This window comes from Pseudomonas mangrovi (genome assembly GCF_003052585.1).
Lineage (GTDB): Bacteria > Pseudomonadota > Gammaproteobacteria > Pseudomonadales > Pseudomonadaceae > Aquipseudomonas > Aquipseudomonas mangrovi.
In genome coordinates, this window is the sequence record NZ_QASN01000020.1 from 136,204 (window position 1) to 154,354 (window position 18,151).

General features: G+C 66.7%; 16 protein-coding genes. 7 read left to right on the forward strand and 9 right to left on the reverse strand.

Annotation, left to right across the window (positions count from 1 at the left end; all coding sequences use genetic code 11):
- The first annotated feature begins 110 nt into the window (after nt 1–110).
- Nucleotides 111–533, forward strand: coding sequence for a hypothetical protein (locus tag DBO85_RS13305; protein WP_108107763.1), 423 nt, complete (start codon nt 111–113; stop codon nt 531–533).
- Between the two features lie 244 nt (nt 534–777).
- Here the strand turns inward: DBO85_RS13305 and hemN are convergent, their stop codons facing one another.
- Complete coding sequence (gene hemN, locus DBO85_RS13310) at nt 778–2,166, reverse strand: oxygen-independent coproporphyrinogen III oxidase (RefSeq protein WP_108107764.1); 1,389 nt, start codon at nt 2,164–2,166, stop codon at nt 778–780.
- 241 nt (nt 2,167–2,407) lie between these two features.
- On the opposite strand from hemN, the gene DBO85_RS13315 reads away from it, so the two are divergent.
- From DBO85_RS13315 to DBO85_RS13330, 4 genes are all read left to right on the forward strand, one after another.
- Nucleotides 2,408–3,472 carry a methylated-DNA--[protein]-cysteine S-methyltransferase gene (locus tag DBO85_RS13315; protein ID WP_108107765.1) on the forward strand — a complete coding sequence of 355 codons (1,065 nt, stop codon included), beginning with the start codon at nt 2,408–2,410 and terminating at the stop codon, nt 3,470–3,472.
- Between the two features lie 321 nt (nt 3,473–3,793).
- A complete protein-coding gene (locus DBO85_RS13320) occupies nt 3,794–5,233 on the forward strand; it encodes a cytochrome ubiquinol oxidase subunit I (protein WP_108107766.1) in 1,440 nt (479 codons plus the stop codon).
- Nucleotide 5,234: 1 nt separating this feature from the next.
- Nucleotides 5,235–6,242, forward strand: coding sequence for a cytochrome d ubiquinol oxidase subunit II (cydB, locus tag DBO85_RS13325; RefSeq protein ID WP_108107767.1), 1,008 nt, complete (start codon nt 5,235–5,237; stop codon nt 6,240–6,242).
- Nucleotides 6,242–6,403, forward strand: a complete 162-nt coding sequence (locus DBO85_RS13330; RefSeq protein WP_108107768.1) for a DUF2474 domain-containing protein — start codon at nt 6,242–6,244, stop codon at nt 6,401–6,403. The genes cydB and DBO85_RS13330 overlap by 1 nt, the downstream gene beginning before the upstream one ends.
- A 248-nt stretch (nt 6,404–6,651) precedes the next feature.
- Here the strand turns inward: DBO85_RS13330 and DBO85_RS13335 are convergent, their stop codons facing one another.
- Genes DBO85_RS13335 through coxB form a run of 5 tightly spaced genes read right to left on the reverse strand, consistent with a single transcriptional unit; the run spans nt 6,652 to nt 12,718 of the window.
- The gene (locus tag DBO85_RS13335; protein WP_108107769.1) at nt 6,652–8,103 is read right to left on the reverse strand and encodes an SLC13 family permease; all 1,452 of its coding nucleotides are present in this window, start codon (nt 8,101–8,103) and stop codon (nt 6,652–6,654) included.
- A 52-nt stretch (nt 8,104–8,155) separates the two neighbouring features.
- Nucleotides 8,156–8,968, reverse strand: a complete 813-nt coding sequence (locus DBO85_RS13340; protein WP_108107770.1) for a cytochrome c oxidase assembly protein — start codon at nt 8,966–8,968, stop codon at nt 8,156–8,158.
- On the reverse strand, nt 8,959–9,312 hold the full coding sequence (locus DBO85_RS13345; RefSeq protein ID WP_108107771.1) for a hypothetical protein: 354 nt from the start codon (nt 9,310–9,312) through the stop codon (nt 8,959–8,961). The genes DBO85_RS13340 and DBO85_RS13345 overlap by 10 nt, the downstream gene beginning before the upstream one ends.
- Nucleotides 9,312–11,831 carry a cytochrome c oxidase subunit I gene (gene ctaD, locus DBO85_RS13350; protein WP_108107772.1) on the reverse strand — a complete coding sequence of 840 codons (2,520 nt, stop codon included), beginning with the start codon at nt 11,829–11,831 and terminating at the stop codon, nt 9,312–9,314. The genes DBO85_RS13345 and ctaD overlap by 1 nt, the downstream gene beginning before the upstream one ends.
- Complete coding sequence (gene coxB / locus DBO85_RS13355) at nt 11,828–12,718, reverse strand: cytochrome c oxidase subunit II (protein WP_108108328.1); 891 nt, start codon at nt 12,716–12,718, stop codon at nt 11,828–11,830. Before coxB ends, ctaD begins: the two co-directional genes overlap by 4 nt.
- Nucleotides 12,719–12,855: 137 nt before the next feature.
- Between coxB and DBO85_RS13360 the strand changes: the two genes are divergently transcribed.
- Nucleotides 12,856–13,320 (forward strand): DUF2231 domain-containing protein, encoded by a 465-nt coding sequence (locus tag DBO85_RS13360; RefSeq protein ID WP_108107773.1) that lies wholly within the window; start codon nt 12,856–12,858, stop codon nt 13,318–13,320.
- Nucleotides 13,321–13,339: 19 nt separating this feature from the next.
- Here DBO85_RS13360 and DBO85_RS13365 read toward each other — a convergent pair whose 3' ends face one another.
- The gene (locus DBO85_RS13365; RefSeq protein ID WP_108107774.1) at nt 13,340–13,747 is read right to left on the reverse strand and encodes a CopD family protein; all 408 of its coding nucleotides are present in this window, start codon (nt 13,745–13,747) and stop codon (nt 13,340–13,342) included.
- A gap of 73 nt (nt 13,748–13,820) precedes the next feature.
- Nucleotides 13,821–14,462: an HD domain-containing protein gene (locus DBO85_RS13370; RefSeq protein ID WP_108107775.1), complete on the reverse strand. Its 642-nt coding sequence runs from the start codon at nt 14,460–14,462 to the stop codon at nt 13,821–13,823.
- Between the two features lie 120 nt (nt 14,463–14,582).
- On the opposite strand from DBO85_RS13370, the gene DBO85_RS13375 reads away from it, so the two are divergent.
- Nucleotides 14,583–15,509, forward strand: a complete 927-nt coding sequence (locus DBO85_RS13375) for a DUF808 domain-containing protein (protein WP_108107776.1) — start codon at nt 14,583–14,585, stop codon at nt 15,507–15,509.
- On the opposite strand, the gene DBO85_RS13380 is transcribed toward DBO85_RS13375, so the two are convergent.
- Complete coding sequence (locus DBO85_RS13380) at nt 15,502–18,057, reverse strand: bifunctional diguanylate cyclase/phosphodiesterase (protein ID WP_108107777.1); 2,556 nt, start codon at nt 18,055–18,057, stop codon at nt 15,502–15,504. The genes DBO85_RS13375 and DBO85_RS13380 overlap by 8 nt on opposite strands.
- Nucleotides 18,058–18,151 lie beyond the last annotated feature (94 nt).

Consider the following 18,151-nt stretch of genomic DNA (forward strand, 5'->3'; position numbering starts at 1 on the left):
CTCCAGCGGAACGGATGGGGCCTTGCGCAGGTCCATTCCTGCCGCGCGCCAGGGCCACTGTGGCAGGACGGGCAATCCGTAACAGCGGCCGCAGGCCGGAGGAGAAGTCGATGAGTGTGAATGCGGTCCGCCACCTGCCTGCCAGGCTGCTTCTGCTGGCGAGCGTCCTGAGTCTGGCCGCCTGTGCCGGCCGCATCGAGCAGCCTCGGCCGCAGCCGACACCGCTGCCTCCGGTGGTCCAGCCTCCGGAAACCCGCGTGCCGGCCACGCGGATACCGATCCAGGCGCCGCCGACCAGGACGCCTGCGGCGGTCCAGCGCAGCCATCCGCGTTACGCACCGCCGCCCGGCGCGCCGGCCCACTGGAACAACCAGTTGGGCGTGTATGTGGTGGAAGGTTCCGATCTGTATTACCGCGAACGGCTCTACTACCGCTGGGATGGCGACTGGTACTGCGCCGGCCGCCCGGACGGCCCCTGGGAGCCGGTCGAGCTGCACAGCGTGCCTCCGGGGCTGCGCGGCCGCCACCGCTGAGCAAAACGCTGGAAGCTGGCGAGGGAGTGTCTGGCGGCAACGCCTCGTTTGGCGCGCCAGGCCGGGCATCTTTCCGGCCCCGCGGCAGGCTCGTTTACAGAGCTCCAGGGAGTTCTGCATAGGTTCCCGAGGTTCGTCTGCAACCCCTGCAAAGCCGGTTATTGCGCGCAATCAGTAGCGGCCTTGCCTCTGGCGCAACGCCCTGTGGTTCTTGCGCCCTACGGGTTCGTGCAGGGCAGGGCTCTCAGACGGTCCGCGAGAAGCGGCCTTTCTGCTCGCCGCCCAGGTAGGCATCGAAGGCCATGGCGACGTTGCGCATCATCAGCTGACCTTGAGGCAGCAACAGCACCGCGTCGTCGCTGATCTGCACCAGACCGTCGGCCACCGGCTCGGCGAGTTTTGCCAGCGCATCGGCGAAGTACTCGACAAAGACGATGCCGTGATTGCGCTCGATCTTGGCGAAGTCGATGCGGCCGTGGCACATCAGGTCGACGATCACTTCGCGACGCAGGCGATCATCGTCGTTCAGGCGGTAGCCGCGGTGCACCGGCAGCAGGCCCTGGTCGATCCGCGCGTAGTACTGCGACAGCTCCTTGACGTTCTGGCTGTAGCTGTCGGCGACCATGCCGATGGAGGAAACCCCCAGGCCGATCAGGTCGCACTGGGCGTGCGTCGAGTAGCCCTGGAAGTTGCGCTGCAGGGTGCCTTTCTCGCGGGCGATGACCAACTCGTCGTCGGGTAGGGCGAAGTGGTCCATGCCGATGTAGACGTAGCCTGCGGCGGTGAGCCGGGCGATGGTCAGCTCCAGCAGTTCCAGCTTGCGCTCCGGCGGCGGCATGTCCTCGCGCAGGATCAGCCGCTGGGCGCGTACCAGTTCCGGCAGATGCGCATAGCTGTAGGCGGCGATGCGGTCCGGGCGCAGCGCGATGATCTTGCTCAGGGTGGTGTCGAAGCTATCCACCGTCTGCAAAGGCAAGCCGTAGATCAGATCCACCGAGACCGACTTGAACTTGGCCGCGCGCGCGGCGGCGACCAGGTCATAGACCTGCTGCTCGCTCTGCAGGCGATTGACCGCGGCCTGGACCTTCTCGTCGAAGTCCTGCACGCCGAAACTCAGGCGGTTGAAACCCTGGGCGCGCAGCTCGGCAATGCGCGCGATATCGATGGTGCGTGGATCGACTTCGATGGAGAACTCGTGGTTGTCGCTCTCGTCGAGGTTGAACTGCTGGCGCAGCTGGTCCATCAGCTCACCGAGCTGCTCGCCGGTGAGGTAGGTCGGCGTGCCGCCGCCCAGGTGCAGCTGGGTCAGCTTGCGCGACGTGTCGAACAGCGCCGCCTGCATGGCGATCTCGCGCTTGAGGTAGTCGAGGTATTCGACGGCGCGGTGGGTCTTCTGGGTGATGATCTTGTTGCAGGCGCAGTAGTAGCAAAGGCTCTTGCAGAACGGGATATGGATATAGATCGACAGCGGCTTGGCCAGCGGCCCCTGGTTGCTGCGCGTGGCAGCAGCCTGGTAGTCGTCCATGGCGAAGGCGCTGTGGAACTGCGGCGCGGTCGGGTAGGAGGTGTAGCGCGGACCCGGACGGTCGTACTTCTCGACCAGAGCCCGGTCGAAGGTTGGCGCGTGACCCATGTGTGAACTCCCGGATGATCAATGCAGGGGGCAGCCTGCGGCTCAGGTGCGCTATTAAACCTTAACGCTCGACAAGTTTTGCTGGAATTGCGGCGCGGCGATCGGTTGCATTGATCTGCGTCGTCGGCGCTGCGAATTTTCCCTGCCGGCGATACTGCTGCGATGGGCGTGCGCGTGGCGACGCCGGGCGGCGTTGCTGGTAGATTGCCGCCCCTTGGGTGGATGCTCGGAACACAGTGGTATGTACAAGACAGCCAAGATTGCAGCGCGCGCCAGCGCCACGCTGAGGGACCCGCGCTGGAGCAGCGTGATGGCCCGCGATGTCAGCCAGGACGGGCTGTTCGTCTTCGCCGTGGCCACTACCGGCATCTACTGCAACCCCTCCTGCAGCTCGCGCCGCCCGCGTCCGGAGAACGTGCGCTTTCACACCAGCTGCAAGGACGCGGAGCTGGCCGGCTTTCGGCCCTGCCGGCGCTGTCGACCGGAGCAGCCGGCGCATCAGGCGCGGCAGGCCGAGCGCATCGTCGCCGCCTGTCGCCTGATCGAAGCGGCCAAGGTGCCGCTGACGTTGGAGACACTGGCGCGCGAGGTGGGTCTGAGCCGTTTCTACTTTCATCAGCTGTTCAAGAACCACACCGGGATGACGCCGCGCGCCTATGCGCTGGCGCATGGCGCCGGCGCCAACGTCGAGCGGGGCGATGACTTGCCACTTGCGCAGGCGACTCCCTTGCCCGAGCTGCCGGCAGGCTCGGAATGGTTCGCGCGAATCCCGGCCCGTCGCCGCGACGTGGCGGTTGGCTATCTGTGCGGGCAGTGCTCGCTGGGTGAGGTGCTGGTGGCGCGCAGCGAGTACGGCGTCTGCGCGATTCTGCTGGGGGACGATCCGGCAGTCCTGCGCGAGGAGTTGCTGGCGAGCTTTGCCGCTGCGCAGCCGGCGCAGGGAGCTGCCGCCGAGCAGGTCCTGGCGCGGGTGCTGGCGTTTCTCGAGGCGCCGGCCGAGGTTCTCGACCTGCCGCTGGACGTGCGTGGCACGGTGTTCCAGCAGCGCGTATGGCGCGCGTTGCAGCAGATTCCGCCGGGCGCCTTGCTGACTTATGCCCAGCTCGCCGAGCGGGTCGGCAAACCGGGCAGCGTGCGGGCGGTGGCCAACGCCTGCGCGGCCAACCTGCTGGCGGTGGCGATTCCCTGTCATCGCGCGGTGCGCGGCGATGGTGGTCGGTCCGCTTATCGCTGGGGGGCGGCGCGCAAAAAGGCGCTGCTGGAGCGAGAGGCGGGTGAGCCCGCCGCGCAGGCCAGGCTCGGCTGAACATCCTGGAACGGGTTGTTGGGCGCGCTGATGGCCCGCCCGTTGGGCTTCGCTTTGCTCTGCCCAACCTACGAACCTTGCCCAGACTGCAGACTGCGAATCAGCGGCTGACTGCGCTGCGACAAGCGGCCGCGCGGCATCGAACCACAGTTAATTTTCCGTGCGCTGCCCATAAGCTCGACGCATTGCATTGACCCAGATCAATCAATCAGGCCGTACCCGTGCGCTACGGGCATCGAACGCTGGAGGTCTCTCCAGGGTCGGATGCTCTGCTCGGGGCCCGGCGTCCTGTGCTGATCCATTTTTGACGAGGAGCGGGACATGTTCGGATTGGAGGCTCTAGACCTCGCGCGTATCCAGTTTGCCTTCACCATTTCCTTTCACATCGTGTTCCCGGCCATCACCATCGGCCTGGCCAGTTACCTGGCGGTGCTCGAGGGTCTCTGGCTGCGTACCGGCAACACGCTGTACCGCGATCTCTACCATTTCTGGGCGAAGATCTTCGCGGTCAACTTCGGTATGGGGGTGGTTTCCGGGTTGGTGATGGCCTACCAGTTCGGCACCAACTGGAGTGCCTTCTCCGATTTCGCCGGGGCGGTCACCGGGCCCTTGCTGGCCTATGAGGTGCTCACCGCATTCTTCCTCGAAGCGGGCTTTCTCGGCGTCATGCTGTTCGGCTGGAACCGTGTCGGGCCGGGGCTGCACTTCTTCTCGACGCTGATGGTGGCGATCGGCACGCTGATCTCGACCTTCTGGATCCTCGCCTCCAACAGCTGGATGCACACGCCTCAGGGCCACGAGATCATCGATGGCCGGGTGGTGCCGATGGACTGGCTGGCGGTGATCTTCAACCCGTCCTTCCCTTACCGCCTGGCGCACATGGCGGTTGCCGCGTTCCTCGCCACCGCCTTCTTCGTCGGTGCTTCGGCGGCCTGGCACCTGCTGCGCGGACGGGACAATCCGGCGCTGCGCAAGATGCTCTCGATGGCCATGTGGATGGCGCTGCTGGTCGCCCCGGTGCAGGCCTTCATCGGCGATCTGCATGGGCTCAACACCCTTGAGTATCAGCCGGCGAAGATCGCTGCGATGGAAGGGCACTGGGAAAATCGACCCGGTGAGCCGACGCCGCTGATTCTCTTCGGCTGGCCAGACATGGAACGCGAGGAGACCCGCTTCAAGCTCGAGATCCCGGCGCTCGGCAGCCTGATCCTGACCCACAGCCTGGACAAGCAGGTGCCGGCGCTGAAGGAGTTCGCGCCCGAGGACCGGCCCAACGCCACGGTGGTGTTCTGGACCTTCCGCCTCATGGTCGCGCTGGGGCTGCTGATGATCCTCACCGGGGTCATCGCGTCCTGGCTGCGCTGGCGCGGCCGGCTCTACCAGTCACGGCCGTTCCTGCATCTGGTGCTGTGGATGGGGCCGTCCGGGATCATCGCCATCCTGGCCGGCTGGTACACCACCGAGATCGGTCGCCAGCCCTGGGTGGTGTACGGCCTGATGCGCACTGCCGATGCGGTCTCTTCGCACAGCGCGACCCAGCTGGGGGTGACCCTGGCTCTGTTCGTGCTGGTCTACTTCGCGGTCTTTGGCGTCGGCATCGGCTACGTGCTGCGCCTGGTGCGCAAGGGCCCGCAACTGGGCGAAGGCGCCGAGACCGGCAGCGGCGGGCCGGGGCAGCAACGCACGCCGGCGCGGCCGATCTCGGCAGCCGACGAGCACCTGGAACACGAAGGTGGTGATCATCTGGGAGAGAGGAACTGACATGGGTATCGATCTTTCGCTGATCTGGGCCGTCATCATCATCTTCGGCATCATGATGTACGTGGTGATGGACGGCTTCGACCTGGGCATCGGTATCCTCTTCCCGTTCGTGCGCGACGCGGGCAGCCGTGACCTGATGATGAACACGGTGGCCCCGGTCTGGGACGGTAACGAGACCTGGCTGGTGCTCGGTGGGGCAGGGTTGTTCGCCGCCTTCCCGCTGGCCTATTCGGTGGTGCTCTCGGCGCTGTACCTGCCGATCATCCTGATGCTGATCGGGCTGGTGTTTCGCGGCGTGGCCTTCGAGTTTCGCTTCAAGGCGAGCAAGACGCGCCGGCATATCTGGGACAAGGCCTTCATCGGTGGCTCGCTGCTGGCCACCTTCACCCAGGGCGTGGCACTGGGGGCCTTCATCCACGGCTTTCCGGTGCAAGGGCGCGAGTTTGCCGGCGGCCCCTTCGATTGGCTGACGCCTTTCTCGCTGTTCTGCGGCCTTGGCCTGATCGTCGCCTATGCGCTGCTCGGCTGCACCTGGCTGATCATGAAAACCGAGGGCGAGTTGCAAAAGCGCATGCACGATATCGGTATACCGCTGGTGTGGGTGGTGCTGGCGGTGATCGGCATCGTCAGTATCTGGACGCCGCTGACGCATCCGGCGATCGCCGAGCGCTGGTTCAGCCTGCCCAACCTGTTCTGGTTCATGCCGGTGCCGATCCTGGTGCTGCTGTGTGCCTTCGCACTGATGCGCTCGATTCAACGCTATGCGCATTACAGCCCGTTCATCCTCACCCTCGTACTGGTGTTCCTTGGCTACAGCGGTCTTGGCATCAGCCTGTGGCCGAACATCATCCCGCCGAGCGTGAGCATCTGGGATGCCGCCGCGCCGCCGCAGAGCCAGGGTTTCACCCTGGTCGGTGCGCTGTTCATCATCCCGCTGATCCTGGTCTACACCGCCTGGAGCTACTACGTGTTCCGCGGCAAGGTGCGCCCGGGCGAGGCCTATCACTGATGGCCGCAGACAAGCGTGAGGAAGGGACACCAGCGGTTTCCTGGGTGCGCCGGATCGGCTGGCTGGTGGGGATCTGGCTGGCCAGCGTGGCCAGCCTCGGGCTGCTGGCCTGGCTGCTGCGTCAGTTCATGGCCGCGGCAGGTCTTGCAACACCGGGCTGACGCGCACTCCGTAGCCGGAACGCGCCCCGCGTGGGGCGCAATAACCGCAGGGCATTGCGCCAGGGCCTGGTGCGCGACGGTGTCTTCTGGGTACCGGTACCGCTCCCCGGCGGATTACGCCGCGTGGCGGCTAATCCGCCCTAGGCGCTGGAACGTCGGTGTCTGTCGCAGGGCGCAATAGCCAGAGAACATTGCGCCGTTGGCCGTTGGCCGTTCGCGGTTGTCGGCGGCTTGCGACGAACGGTTCCTCAATGCGACCAGATCCAGCCGATCAGCAGGTAACACAGGCCGGTGACCCAGACCACGCCGAACAGGTTGATCACGAAACCGGCGCGGATCATCGACTGGATATGCATCATCCCGGTGCCGAAGACGATGGCGTTCGGCGGCGTCGCCACCGGCATCATGAAGGCGCAGCTGGCGGCAATCGCGGCGGGGATCGCCAGCATCTCGGGCGGCAGGCCCTGGGCCACCGCCAGCGCGCCGAGCAGTGGCAGGAAGGCGGCGGCGGTGGCGGTGTTGGAGGTGACCTCGGTGAGGAAGGTGATCAGCAGGGCGACCAGGCCGATCATCAGGATCAGCGGCAACGTATCCAGCCCTTTGAGGCTGGCGGCGATCCACTGCGCAAGACCGGAACCGTCGATCGCCGCCGCCAGCGACAGGCCGGCGCCGAACAGCAGCAGCACGCCCCAGGGCAGCTTGCCGGCCCAGCTCCAGTCCATCAGGAAAGTGCGCTCGCGCAGGTTCACCGGGATCAGGAACAGGATCAGCGCAGCGGCGATGGCAATGCTGGTGTCGTTGACCCCATCGATCAGCTTGCTCAGCAGCGGCTGGAAGATCCAGGCCGCGGCGGCGCAAACGAATACCAGCGCCACCAGCTTTTCCTCACGGGACATCGGCCCAAGCGCTTCCTTCTCGCGCTCGAGCAGGGCATGGCTGTCGCCGGCGTGCAGGTTGAAGCCACCGCGGGTCAGCCACCACCAGATGAACACCAGCATGCCCAGTGCGACCGGTAGCCCCAGCAGCATCCACTGGCCAAAGCCGATATGCACGTCGTACTGCTTGCTCAGGAAGCCTGCGAGCAGGGCGTTGGGCGGGGTGCCGATCAGGGTGGCGATGCCGCCGACGCTGGCCGCGTAGGCGATGCCCAGCAGCAGTGCGGTGGCGAAGCGTTCGCGCTCGCCTTCCTCGCCATCGCCGGCCAGCAGGCCGATCACCGACAGGCCGATCGGCAGCATCATGATGCTGGTGGCGGTGTTGCTCACCCACATGCTGATGAAGGCAGTGGCCAGCATGAAGCCGGCTATCTGGCGAGCCGGGCTGCTGCCCATCGCGGCCAGGGTGACCAGGGCGATGCGTCGGTGCAGGTTCCAGCGCTGCATCGCCAGGCCGAGGACGAAGCCGCCGAGGAACAGGAAGATGGTCGGGTTGGCGTAGGGCGCGGTGGCCTTGGCCAGGGTATCGATGCCCAGTACCGGAATCAGCAGGATCGGCAGCAGCGCGGTGGCCGGGATCGGGATCGCCTCGGTGGACCACCAGGCGGCCATCAGCAGCGCCAGGCCAACGGTGCTCCAGGCGGCGCGGGACAGCTCGCCCGGCGGGTCGGTGAGCAGGCAGGCAAGCAGCAGCAGGGGGCCGACGGCCAGGCCGATCCAGGCCGCAAGACGCGCGCCGGGCGTGGGTTGCATTTCTTCCGACATCTCTCTTCTCCTTCTCGGGGCTACCTCGGCGGGAACAGGCAGCCCCGCGCATTCATCGAGATATCTGCTGCCTTGCCGCCCTGCGCCAGTGCCTGGACATCCAGCGCCAGCCGAGCCAGGCGGCGGCGGCCAGATAAACCAGGCCGCCGGGCACCCACATGATCAGCCCTGCCAGCTGCTGGTCTGCCAGGCTGCGTTCGGCGCCATAGAAGGACCTGCTGCCGAAGGTCAGCAGCGCACCGAGCAGGCCGGTGTGCATCAGCGTCAGCAGCAGGACCATCAGCGCCTGCGGCGTGCGCGCGGGACTTGCGCGCAGCACTGACCACCAGAATAGCCAGCCACTGAGCAGGAAGCAGGCGTGCTCGATCAGATGCCACCAGAGGTTGTCGAGGGCGAGCAGATAAAGGCGCGGAGTGTGCCATATCCAGATCAGGCTGCCATGCAGCATAGCCAGCGCCACCGGGTAGCGCGCACTGCGCAACAACGGTTGCCAGAGTGGCCGCAGCAGATCGCCGAGCACCGCGCGCCATTGCGGGAAGGGTCGTGCCAATGCCCACAGCGGGGCGATTACCAGCATGAACAGCATGTGCTGGGTCATGTGCCAGCTGCTGCTGGTCTCGGCCCAATCGTCCAATGGGCCGAAGCTTGCGAACACCGCGATCAGCATTGCCGCGTGCAGGCCGATGCGCTCCAGCGGCCGGGGCCTGACCCGGCGCGCGCCGAGCTCGTAGAGCAGCCAGAACAGGCCCAGCAGCAGCGCAGCCAGCAGCAGTGGCAGGCGCTCGCCGAGGTGACCATCGAACAGGCCGTGGGCGGCTGCCGGCATGGAGCAGGCCAGCAGTAGAGCGAGGCAGGTCAGACGCATGGCGGCAGTATCAGCAGCGGGAGGGCGACGAACAGCGTGGCGAGCATGCCGATCACATGGATGCCTGCCCCGGTGAGGGCGACAAAGCGCCGCGCCGACGACTGTTCGATATTGCTCGCGGCGCGCCAGCCACGCAGCGCCAGCCAGCCGCTGAAGGCGAACAGCGGCAGCGCCGAGGCGCCGAGCAGCAGGTTGGCGAGAGTCCACTGGCCCTGGGTGGCGGGCGGCGCGGCAAAGGCGCAGAGCACCGACAGGCCGCCGTAGATCAGCACGAACCACAGGCTCCAGAGCAGCAGCCCGAGTACCAGCTGCAGCGGATGACAGGGAGACAGCAGCGCGCGCATCAGCTTGCGCTCCAGCTGAGCGGGAACAGCAGCAGTGCCACATATCCGCTGGCCAGTACGCCGAGGTTGTACTGCCAGAGTGGCGCTACCACGAACGGCTCGTAGGGACATTCGGCGTTGACCAGGCCCAGACGTACCCGCCAGCTCTGCAGTGCCAGCAGCGCGCAGCCGAGGACGCAGTGCACCAGCAGGTAGATCACCGCGAACATCAGCAGGGCGTCATGCGCCGAGGCACGCGGCGCCAGGCCGGCGTCGAGCAGTGCCCACAGCAGCAGTGCCGATTGCGCCAGGCCGAGCCCGGTGACGGCCGTAAGGTTCCCGGCCAGTTGCGCATCGTCGCCGGCACGCAGGCGTTTCAGGCAGCGCCGCAACCAGAGCACCGCGGCGCTCAGCAGGCCGATGCCGAGTAGCAGCGGCCAGTGTTGCAGGCGCGCCTCGCCGGTCATGCCGCCAGGCGCGACCGTCCACAGGTAGAACCAGCCGAACAGCATCGACAGGTACAAAGAGCCGTTCGCCAGTAGCGTCACGCCCATGCCCCAACGGCCGGGGCCGTCGCAGGTGCGCGAGTGCAGGGGCAGATCGCCCGGCTGGGTCCTGGCGTCTGGCGCCGCGGCCGGATGGGCGCCGTTTTCCCAGGACCAGCGCAGCAGCACGCCGATCGAGGCGACAGTGGCGATCAGCGCGATCCAGTAACCCTTGGCCAGCAGACTGATGCAGACCACGCCGATGCACAGCGCGGCGATGAAGGGCAGCAGGCTGTTGCCGGGCAGGTGGATGATCTCGCTGGGGCGGCCGGTGAGTGCATCGGTGCCCCAGGTCTCGCGCCGGCCATGGTCGGCGGTGGCCAGGCTGTGCTCGCCGCGGGCGATGCTTTGCGGCAGGTCAGGTCGGGTCCAGAGCGGGTGACGATCCTCGATCCGCGGCAGGCTGGCGAAGTTGTACGGGCTGGGCGGCAGGCTGGTGGCCCATTCCAGGGTATCGGCCTGCCAGGGGTTCTGCGCTGCGCGGCGGCCGAAGCGAAAGTGCAGGACGAAGTCCAGCAGTAGCGTGGCGACGCCGATGGCCATGATGAAGCTGCCGACCGAGGAAATCAGGTTGGGCAAATCCCAGCCCAGCCCGGTCTCGTAGGTGTAGATGCGCCGCGGCATGCCGAGCAGGCCGGTCCAGTGCATGATCAGGAAGGTGATGTTGAAGCCGGCGAAGAACAGCCAGAAGCCCCAGCGGCCGAGACGCTCAGAGGGCATGCGGCCGGAGAAGTGCGGCATCCAGTAATAGAGCCCGGCCATCAGCGGGAAGAACATCCCGCCCACCAGCACGTAGTGCATGTGCGCGACCACGAAGTGGGTGTCGTGCACCTGCCAGTCGAACGGCACCAGCGCCAGCATTACCCCGGTCAGGCCGCCACAGACGAACACCAGCAGGAAACCCACCAGCCAGAGCATCGGCAGGCTGTAGCGCGGCTTGCCGAGCCAGAGCGTGGCCAGCCAGGAAAACACCTGCACCGCGGTGGGTATGGCCACCAGCATGCTCGCGGCGGAGAAGAACGCCTGGGCCAGTTGCGGGATGCCCACGGTGAACATGTGGTGGACCCACAGGCCGAAGCTGATGAAGCCGGTGCTGATCACGCCCAGCACCACCCAGCGGTAACCCACCAGCGGGCGGCCGCAGAACACCGGCAGAAGAGTCGAGACGATGCCGGCGGCGGGCAGGAAGATGATGTACACCTCGGGGTGGCCGAACAGCCAGAACAGGTGCTGCCAGAGGACCGGGTCACCGCCGCGGGATGGATCGAAGAACGGCATGCCGGCGGCACGCTCCAGCTCCAGCAGGATGCTGCCGAGGATCAGCGGCGGGAAGCCGACCACGATCATCATCGCCATCACCAGGATGTACCAGCCGTAGATCGGCATGCGGTTGAGCGCCATGCCCGGCGCGCGCGAACGCAGGATCGACACCACCAGCTCGACGCCGGCGGAGACCGCGGAGATTTCCACGAAGGTGATGCCCAGCAGCCAGAAGTCGGAGTGGGCGCCAGGGGTGTGTGCGGCACTCGAAAGCGGCGTGTACATGAACCAGCCGGCCTTGGGCGCCAGGTCCAGGAACAGGCTGGAGCAGAGGATGATGCCGCCGAACAGGTAGCACCAGTAGCCCAGCGACGAGAGACGCGGGAACACCAGGTCGCGCGCGCCGATCATCTTCGGAATCAGGTAGACCGCCAGGCCCTCCATCATCGGCACGGCGAAGAGGAACATCATCAGCGTGCCGTGCATGGTGAAGGCCTGGTTGTACAGGTCCGGCCCCACCACCTCCTGGCCGGGCAGCGCCAGCTGGGTGCGGATCAGCATCGCCAGCAGGCCGCCGATGAGGAAGAACACCAGCCCGGTGATCATGAAGCGCAGGCCGATGGTGGTGTGGTTGACGATGGTCAGCGCGCGCCAGCCGCGCGGGTTGCCCCAGACCGCGTCGAACTGGTCTTCCTGCGGATTGTCGGGCGTCGCTCCGGCTTGACGTTCGGTCATGGGGCGAGGGTCTCCAGCCACTCGGCGATGGCGTCCAGTTGGTTGTCGTCGATATCGTCGTGGGCAGGCATGCCGTTGCCCTGTTTGAGTCGACGGTGTTCATGCAGCCAGCGGGCGATGGCTCCCGGTTCGTTGCGCAGCACGCCAGCGCCCAGCGTCGGGCGGCTGCCGATATCGCTCAGGTCGGGCGCGCGCGCGCCGTCGCTGACCCCGGCGACGCGATGGCAGGTGCCGCAGTGCGTGGCGAAGATCTCACCGGCCGCGCCGGCCAGGGGTGTCACGCGGCGTTTGGCGCGCTCCTCGACCCAGGCCTGGTAGTCGGCCTCGGCGTGGGCGATCACCACGATCTGCATATGGGTGTGCTGGGTGCCGCAGAATTCGGCGCACTGGCCACGGTAGGTGCCGGGCTGGTCCGCCTGCAGGCGCAGCACGTTGGTACGGCCGGGAATCATGTCCAGCTTGCCGCCCAGACGAGGCACCCAGAACGAATGGATGACGTCGGCGCTGCCCAGGTGCAGATCCACCGGCCGGCCGGCCGGAATGTGCAGCTGGTTGGCGGTGACCACGCCGCTGTCCGGATAACGTACCTCCCACCACCACTGGTGCGCGGTGATGTCGATTCGCAGCGGCTGTTCCCCCTCCACCGGCAGCGGCAGCATGCGCTGGCCGACCGGGGTCCCGAGCAGCAGCAGGGCGAGGATGCTTACCCCGGGCAGAATCAGCCCGCCGCCGATCAGCCAGCACTTCTCGATACGTCGGGCCTCGACCACCGTCACTTCGCGCGGGGTCCGGCGCAGCGCGTGAATCCACAGTGCGCCGACCGCCAGCAGCACGAGGCTGAAGAAGATCGCCATCAGCCACCACAGCCAGGCGACACCCTGGGCCATGGGCCCGGCCGGGTCGAGAATCGACAGCGGCCCGCTGCAGCCACCGAGCAGGGGAACCGTCAGCGCCGCTGCGGTCAATGTAGGCAGGCGCCGGCATCCGCGGGCGCCGTTCACGAGAATCCTCCCCGGAGAACCCCATGGCCATAGAAGAGCGTCGTTCCATCATCAGCCGCGCAGCGATTGCCGGGCACCCGCTGCATCCGATGATGATCCACTTCCCGGTGGCGGCGCTGATCGGCCTGGTCGCGGCCGATGCCGCCTGGCTGCTGCTCGAGGACCCGTTCTGGCAACGTGCGGCGCTCTGGCTGTGCGGCACCGGCGCGGCCGGCGGCTGGCTGGCCAGTATTGCCGGGTTGGTCGACTTGCTGTCGGTGCAGCAGATCCGCGAGAAGGTCACTGCCTGGTGTCACGCGATCATCGCCGTGATGATGCTGTCGCTGGCGTCGCTGAACTGGGTATTGCGCTACAGCGCCGGCGACGAGGATCGCGCCCTGGTGTGCTTCTACCTGTCGCTGCTGACCGCGGCACTGATCGGCCTGGCAGCCTTCCTCGGCGGACGACTGGTGTATGAGCATGCCGTGGGGGTCGAGGTGGAATCCTGATCGTCTCATCGCGGTTCGCTCAGAAGGGCTTGGCCAGGACCAGCCAGAGAATGGCGGCCACCAGCAGGGTCAGCAGGCCGCCGAGTAGTGCGCTGGGCAAGGCCAGTGCGCGGCTGCCGGGTTGGCGCTCGGCGCGTAGCAGCAGCACGCCGCAGAAGGCATGTGCACAAACCAGCACGGCGACCAGCGTCAGCTTGGCCACCAGCCAGTTGCCGAAGCGCTGGTCCTGTAGAAAGAGTGCGCTGCCGGAACCGATCGCCAGCAGCGCGGCAGGTGTGGCGACCAGGGTAAAGAGGGTGCGGTTGAGGCGGTGTCCGGCCAGTGGCGCGCTCGGCCGGACGCTGGAGGCAATCAGCGCGGGCAGGTAGAGCAGGCTGCCGCACCAGCAGATCAGTGTGGCGAAATGCAGCAGCTTGAGCAGGATCATCCTCGGCGGCTTTCCTTCGACGCGGGTTACAGACTCTGGTCTGACCCTGGCACGCCTGAGGGGTTCGCCCGAATCAGTCTTCAAGCCGGCTCAGTGCCGCGGCCAGGTTTTCGCGCGCCGGCTTTTCCCAGCCGGCCGCCAGCTCATCGCGCTGATATAGCCGGGGCATCGCCAGGAACTCGCGCAGCAGGCGCGCGCGCCCGGCGCGAAACAGCGGCTCGGGGACCCAGGCGTATTCGGCGCGGACATCTGCCTCGTAACGCGCGTAGACCGCCGGCGCGCTGGCGAGGATGGCCAGGTCGATGTCCACCAGCAGCGCCTCGTCGGGGCTGGTCGCCGGAGCCTGGTGGCAGGTGGCGAGAATCAGTGCCTCGATCTTCGCCGCCAGCGCTTCAAGACCCGCCTGTTCGAGCCAGAGACGGGCCTGTGCGGCGCTGGCGGCCTCGTTATCCTGACGGCGGCTGTCGTAGACCAGGTCGTGCAGCCAGAGCGCCAGCTCGAGCAGATCCGGCTGGGCTGCCAGGGCGCGGTAGCGGTCAAGGTGAGCCAGGCAGGCGAGGATGTGCTGCTCGCCGTGATAGTGACGGGAGGGCTGCCGATAGGCGGCCTGCAGTTCGGCGAAGCTGTTTTCCGGTGCGCTGCCGCCAAGCCGCAGCCAGAGCTGCTGCCAGCGAATCGGATCGAGCTGTCGCGACGGGTGATTCGGCTCGTGCATGGGGGCTCCGCTGGGTGCTGGCGATCACACGGGCGAAAAGTAGCCGGATGTGAGCATTGAAAGTACGGCAATGGCTCAGTAGGGTGCCTGCACTTTCCCGCACCCTTCAAGGAATGCAGCATGGCCGGCAGCAGTCTTCTCGCGCTTCTCGACGATATCGCCACCGTTCTCGACGATGTAGCGGTAATGAGCAAACTCGCGGCGAAGAAGACCGCCGGCGTGCTCGGCGACGACCTGGCGCTGAACGCGCAGCAGGTCGCCGGCGTCAAGGCCGACCGCGAGCTGCCGGTGGTCTGGGCGGTGGCCAAGGGCTCGTTGCTGAACAAGGCGATCCTGGTGCCGGCGGCGTTGCTGATCAGCGCCTTCATCCCCTGGGCGATCGTGCCGCTGCTGATGGCCGGGGGTGCCTTTCTCTGCTTCGAGGGCTTCGAGAAGCTGGCGCATCGCTTCATGCATTCGGCGGAACAGGAAAAGGCCGAGCTGCTGGATGCGGTGGCCGATCCCACGGTGGATCTGGTGGCGTTCGAGAAGAGCAAGATCAAGGGCGCCATCCGCACCGACTTCATCCTTTCCGCCGAGATCATCGCCATCATTCTGGGCATAGTCGCGGAGGCGGAGTTCGTGCGCCAGGTCCTGGTGCTCTCCGGTCTGGCGCTGCTGATGACGGTGGGGGTCTACGGCTTCGTCGCGTTGATCGTCAAGCTCGATGATGCCGGCCTGTATCTGGCCGGGCGGCAAGGCGCTGGGCTAGGCGCACTGTGGCGCATGCTGGGCCGCGCGGTGCTGCGCCTGGCACCCTGGCTGATGAAGGCGCTGTCGGTGCTGGGTACCGCGGCAATGTTCCTGGTCGGTGGCGACATCATCGTCCACGGCCTGCCGCCGGTAGCGGCGTTCATCGAACAGCTGGCGCACGCCCTGCCGGTTGCGCTGCCCGGATTCAAGGCTATCTGCAACGGCCTGTTCGGCGTACTGGTGGGGGCGGCTGTGCTGGCGCTGGTGTTGCTGGGCAAGCGCCTTTTCCGCCGTGGTACTGCCAAGGTCAGCTGAGGCTGGATGAGCCTTCCATCAGTTCGCGCAGCGCTTCTGCAGGCTGCGGCCGTGCCAGCAGGAAACCCTGCGCTTCGGCGCAGTGGTCCAGCTCGAGCATGGCCAGTTGCTGGTCGTCCTCCACGCCTTCGGCGGTGACGCTCAGGCCGAGCGCCTGGGCCAGTCCGACAATCGCCTGGATGATCGAACGATCGCCGCTGGACTGCGTCATCTTGTCGATGAAGCTGCGATCGATCTTGATCCCGTCGAACGGATAGCGGCGCAGATAACTGAGTGACGAGTAGCCGGTGCCGAAGTCGTCCATGGTCAGGCGCAGGCCGAGCGCCTTCAGTTCGTTGAGGGTGGTCCAGGCGCCATCGGCGTCCTCCAGCATCACCCGTTCGGTCAGCTCCAGTTCCAGCCGTGCCGCCGGCAGGCCCGACTCGGCCAGGCAGTCGCGAACATCCTGCAGCAGGTTGCCGCGACTGAACTGCACCGGCGAGACGTTGACCGAGACGACCAGATCGTCCGGCCAGTGCCGGGCTTCCAGGCAGGCCTCGCGCAGCACCCACTGCCCCAGCGGCTGGATCAGCCCGGTTTCCTCGGCCAGTGCAATGAAATGCTCCGGCAGCAGCAGGCCGCGGGTCGGGTGCTGCCAGCGCACCAGCGCTTCGGCGCCGAGCAGCTGCCGGGCCTCGATGCGGTAACGCGGCTGGTAGTGCAGGCGTAGCTGGTTCTCCGCCAGCGCCTGGCGCAGATCGAGCTCGAGCTGGCGGCGCTGCAGCAGGCGTCGGTTCATCTCGGCGGCATAGAAGCGCCAGGTGGCGCGGCCGTCGGCCTTGGCCTGGTAGAGGGCGATATCGGAAAAGCGCAGCAGCTCCTGGGTGTCTTGCGAATCCTGTGGAGCCAGCGCGATGCCGATGCTGGCAGCAACGAAAATCTCCTGCTCCAGGTAGTAATAGGGTTCGGCCAGCTCTTCGAGCAGGCGTGCGCAGAAACGCTCGAGACCCTCCTGGGCGGTCAGGCCGCAGAGGATCAGGATGAACTCGTCGCCACCCAGGCGCGCCACCAGGTCCTCGTCGCGGGTGCGCGCGCACAGGCGTTGGGCCACCTCGCGCAGTACCAGGTCGCCGGCCGCGTGGCCGAGCGTATCGTTGACCGGTTTGAATCTGTCCAGGTCCAGGCTCAGCACCGCGAGCGGCTGCCGGCTCGCCAGGCGCTCGTCGAGAAAGGCGCAGAGCTGGCTGCGATTGGGCAGGTTGGTCAGGCTGTCGTGTTGGGAGAGGTGCTGTATGCGGCGATGGGCTTCGACTTCTTCGGTGATGTCACTGACCGTACCGCGATAGCCGCAGGCACCCCCGGCGCGCCGGGAAACCGGTCGCGAGACCAGACGACAGATGCGCAGATGCTGGTCGCTGGCGCGGTAGGTGCAGCGCAACTCGCCTGGGCGGGCGGCCTTGATCCAGTTTTCCAGGGACTGTTCGCTGCCGGCCAGCAGCTCGCTCAACGGGCGGCCGAGCCAGTTGTGTGCCGGGTATCCGGTGACACTCTCGAAGCGTCCGGACAGATAGCTCAGGCGCAGTTGCTCGTCGGTTTCCCAGAGCCAGTCGGAGGCGGCCTCGGCGATGTCGCGGAAGCGCACCTCGCTGGCCTGGAGGGCTTCGCGGCTACGTTGCAGCTGCCGATAGCTGGCGTCCATCTGCCGCGTACTGCGGATCGCGTTGCGCAGTACCGCCCAGGACAGCAGGGCGAGGACCCCCGCTGCCACTGCCATCCACGGCAGTACCTGTCGGAGCAGCAGAGTACCCGGCTCGGGTGCTCGCCAGGCCAGTTCAAGCGGGTTGCCATTGGCCAGTTGCAGCTGCAGCCTGGTCTGTCCGCGCAAGGGCTCGGGCGGAACGTGCAGGTTGTCCAGGGCATAGCTCTCGCCCAGCGCGCGCAGCTTGGCCGGTGTGAGTCGGTCGACGAATAGCAGCAGCGCCGACTCTTCGCGCAGCGAAACCGACGGATCTCCGCCGGGGCTGATCAGCGCTGCGGCGACCATCGCCGGCTCCCCATCGGCGAGCAGCAGGGCGACTGCGCCCTGGTCGTCCTCGCTGGCGCTTTGCGCCTGTTCCAGCAACTGCGTCAGGCCGCCCTGCAGCCAGAGCCTGGCGTCGGTTTGCGCAAGCTCACCTTCCACGACCGCATAACGCGTCCGCTGAGCGTCGTCGATGACCAGCACGGCTTCGTAGCCGAAGTCGGGGTACAGCGTGCTGCCGAGGTTCTGCCGCTGGTAAGCCCAGTCCAGATCGATGTCGCCGACCAGATGCCGGTAGGCGTCGCCCCAGAATGCGTAGTCGACAATGCTCCGCGCCAACGCTTCACGGCGATTCTCGATTGCCTTGGCGGCAAAGAATTCGCTCTGTTGCAGGGCTTGTGCATCCAGCTCACGAGCAATTTTGACCAGGCTGAGCAAGGCCAGCAGACTGGCCACGACCAGGAGCGCAACGATCGCCGGCAAGGTGCGCCGGGTGAACTGTCGACTCAGACGGGAAGCGGAGGTGACGGGGTGGGGCTCGACGGGCATGCGCTGGAGTCTCCTGCGGGATACTGCAGGATGGGCCGGCAAGCCTGTTATTGCCAATCGTACCCGCCGTGCCGCGACTGTCGGCAGTGGTCGA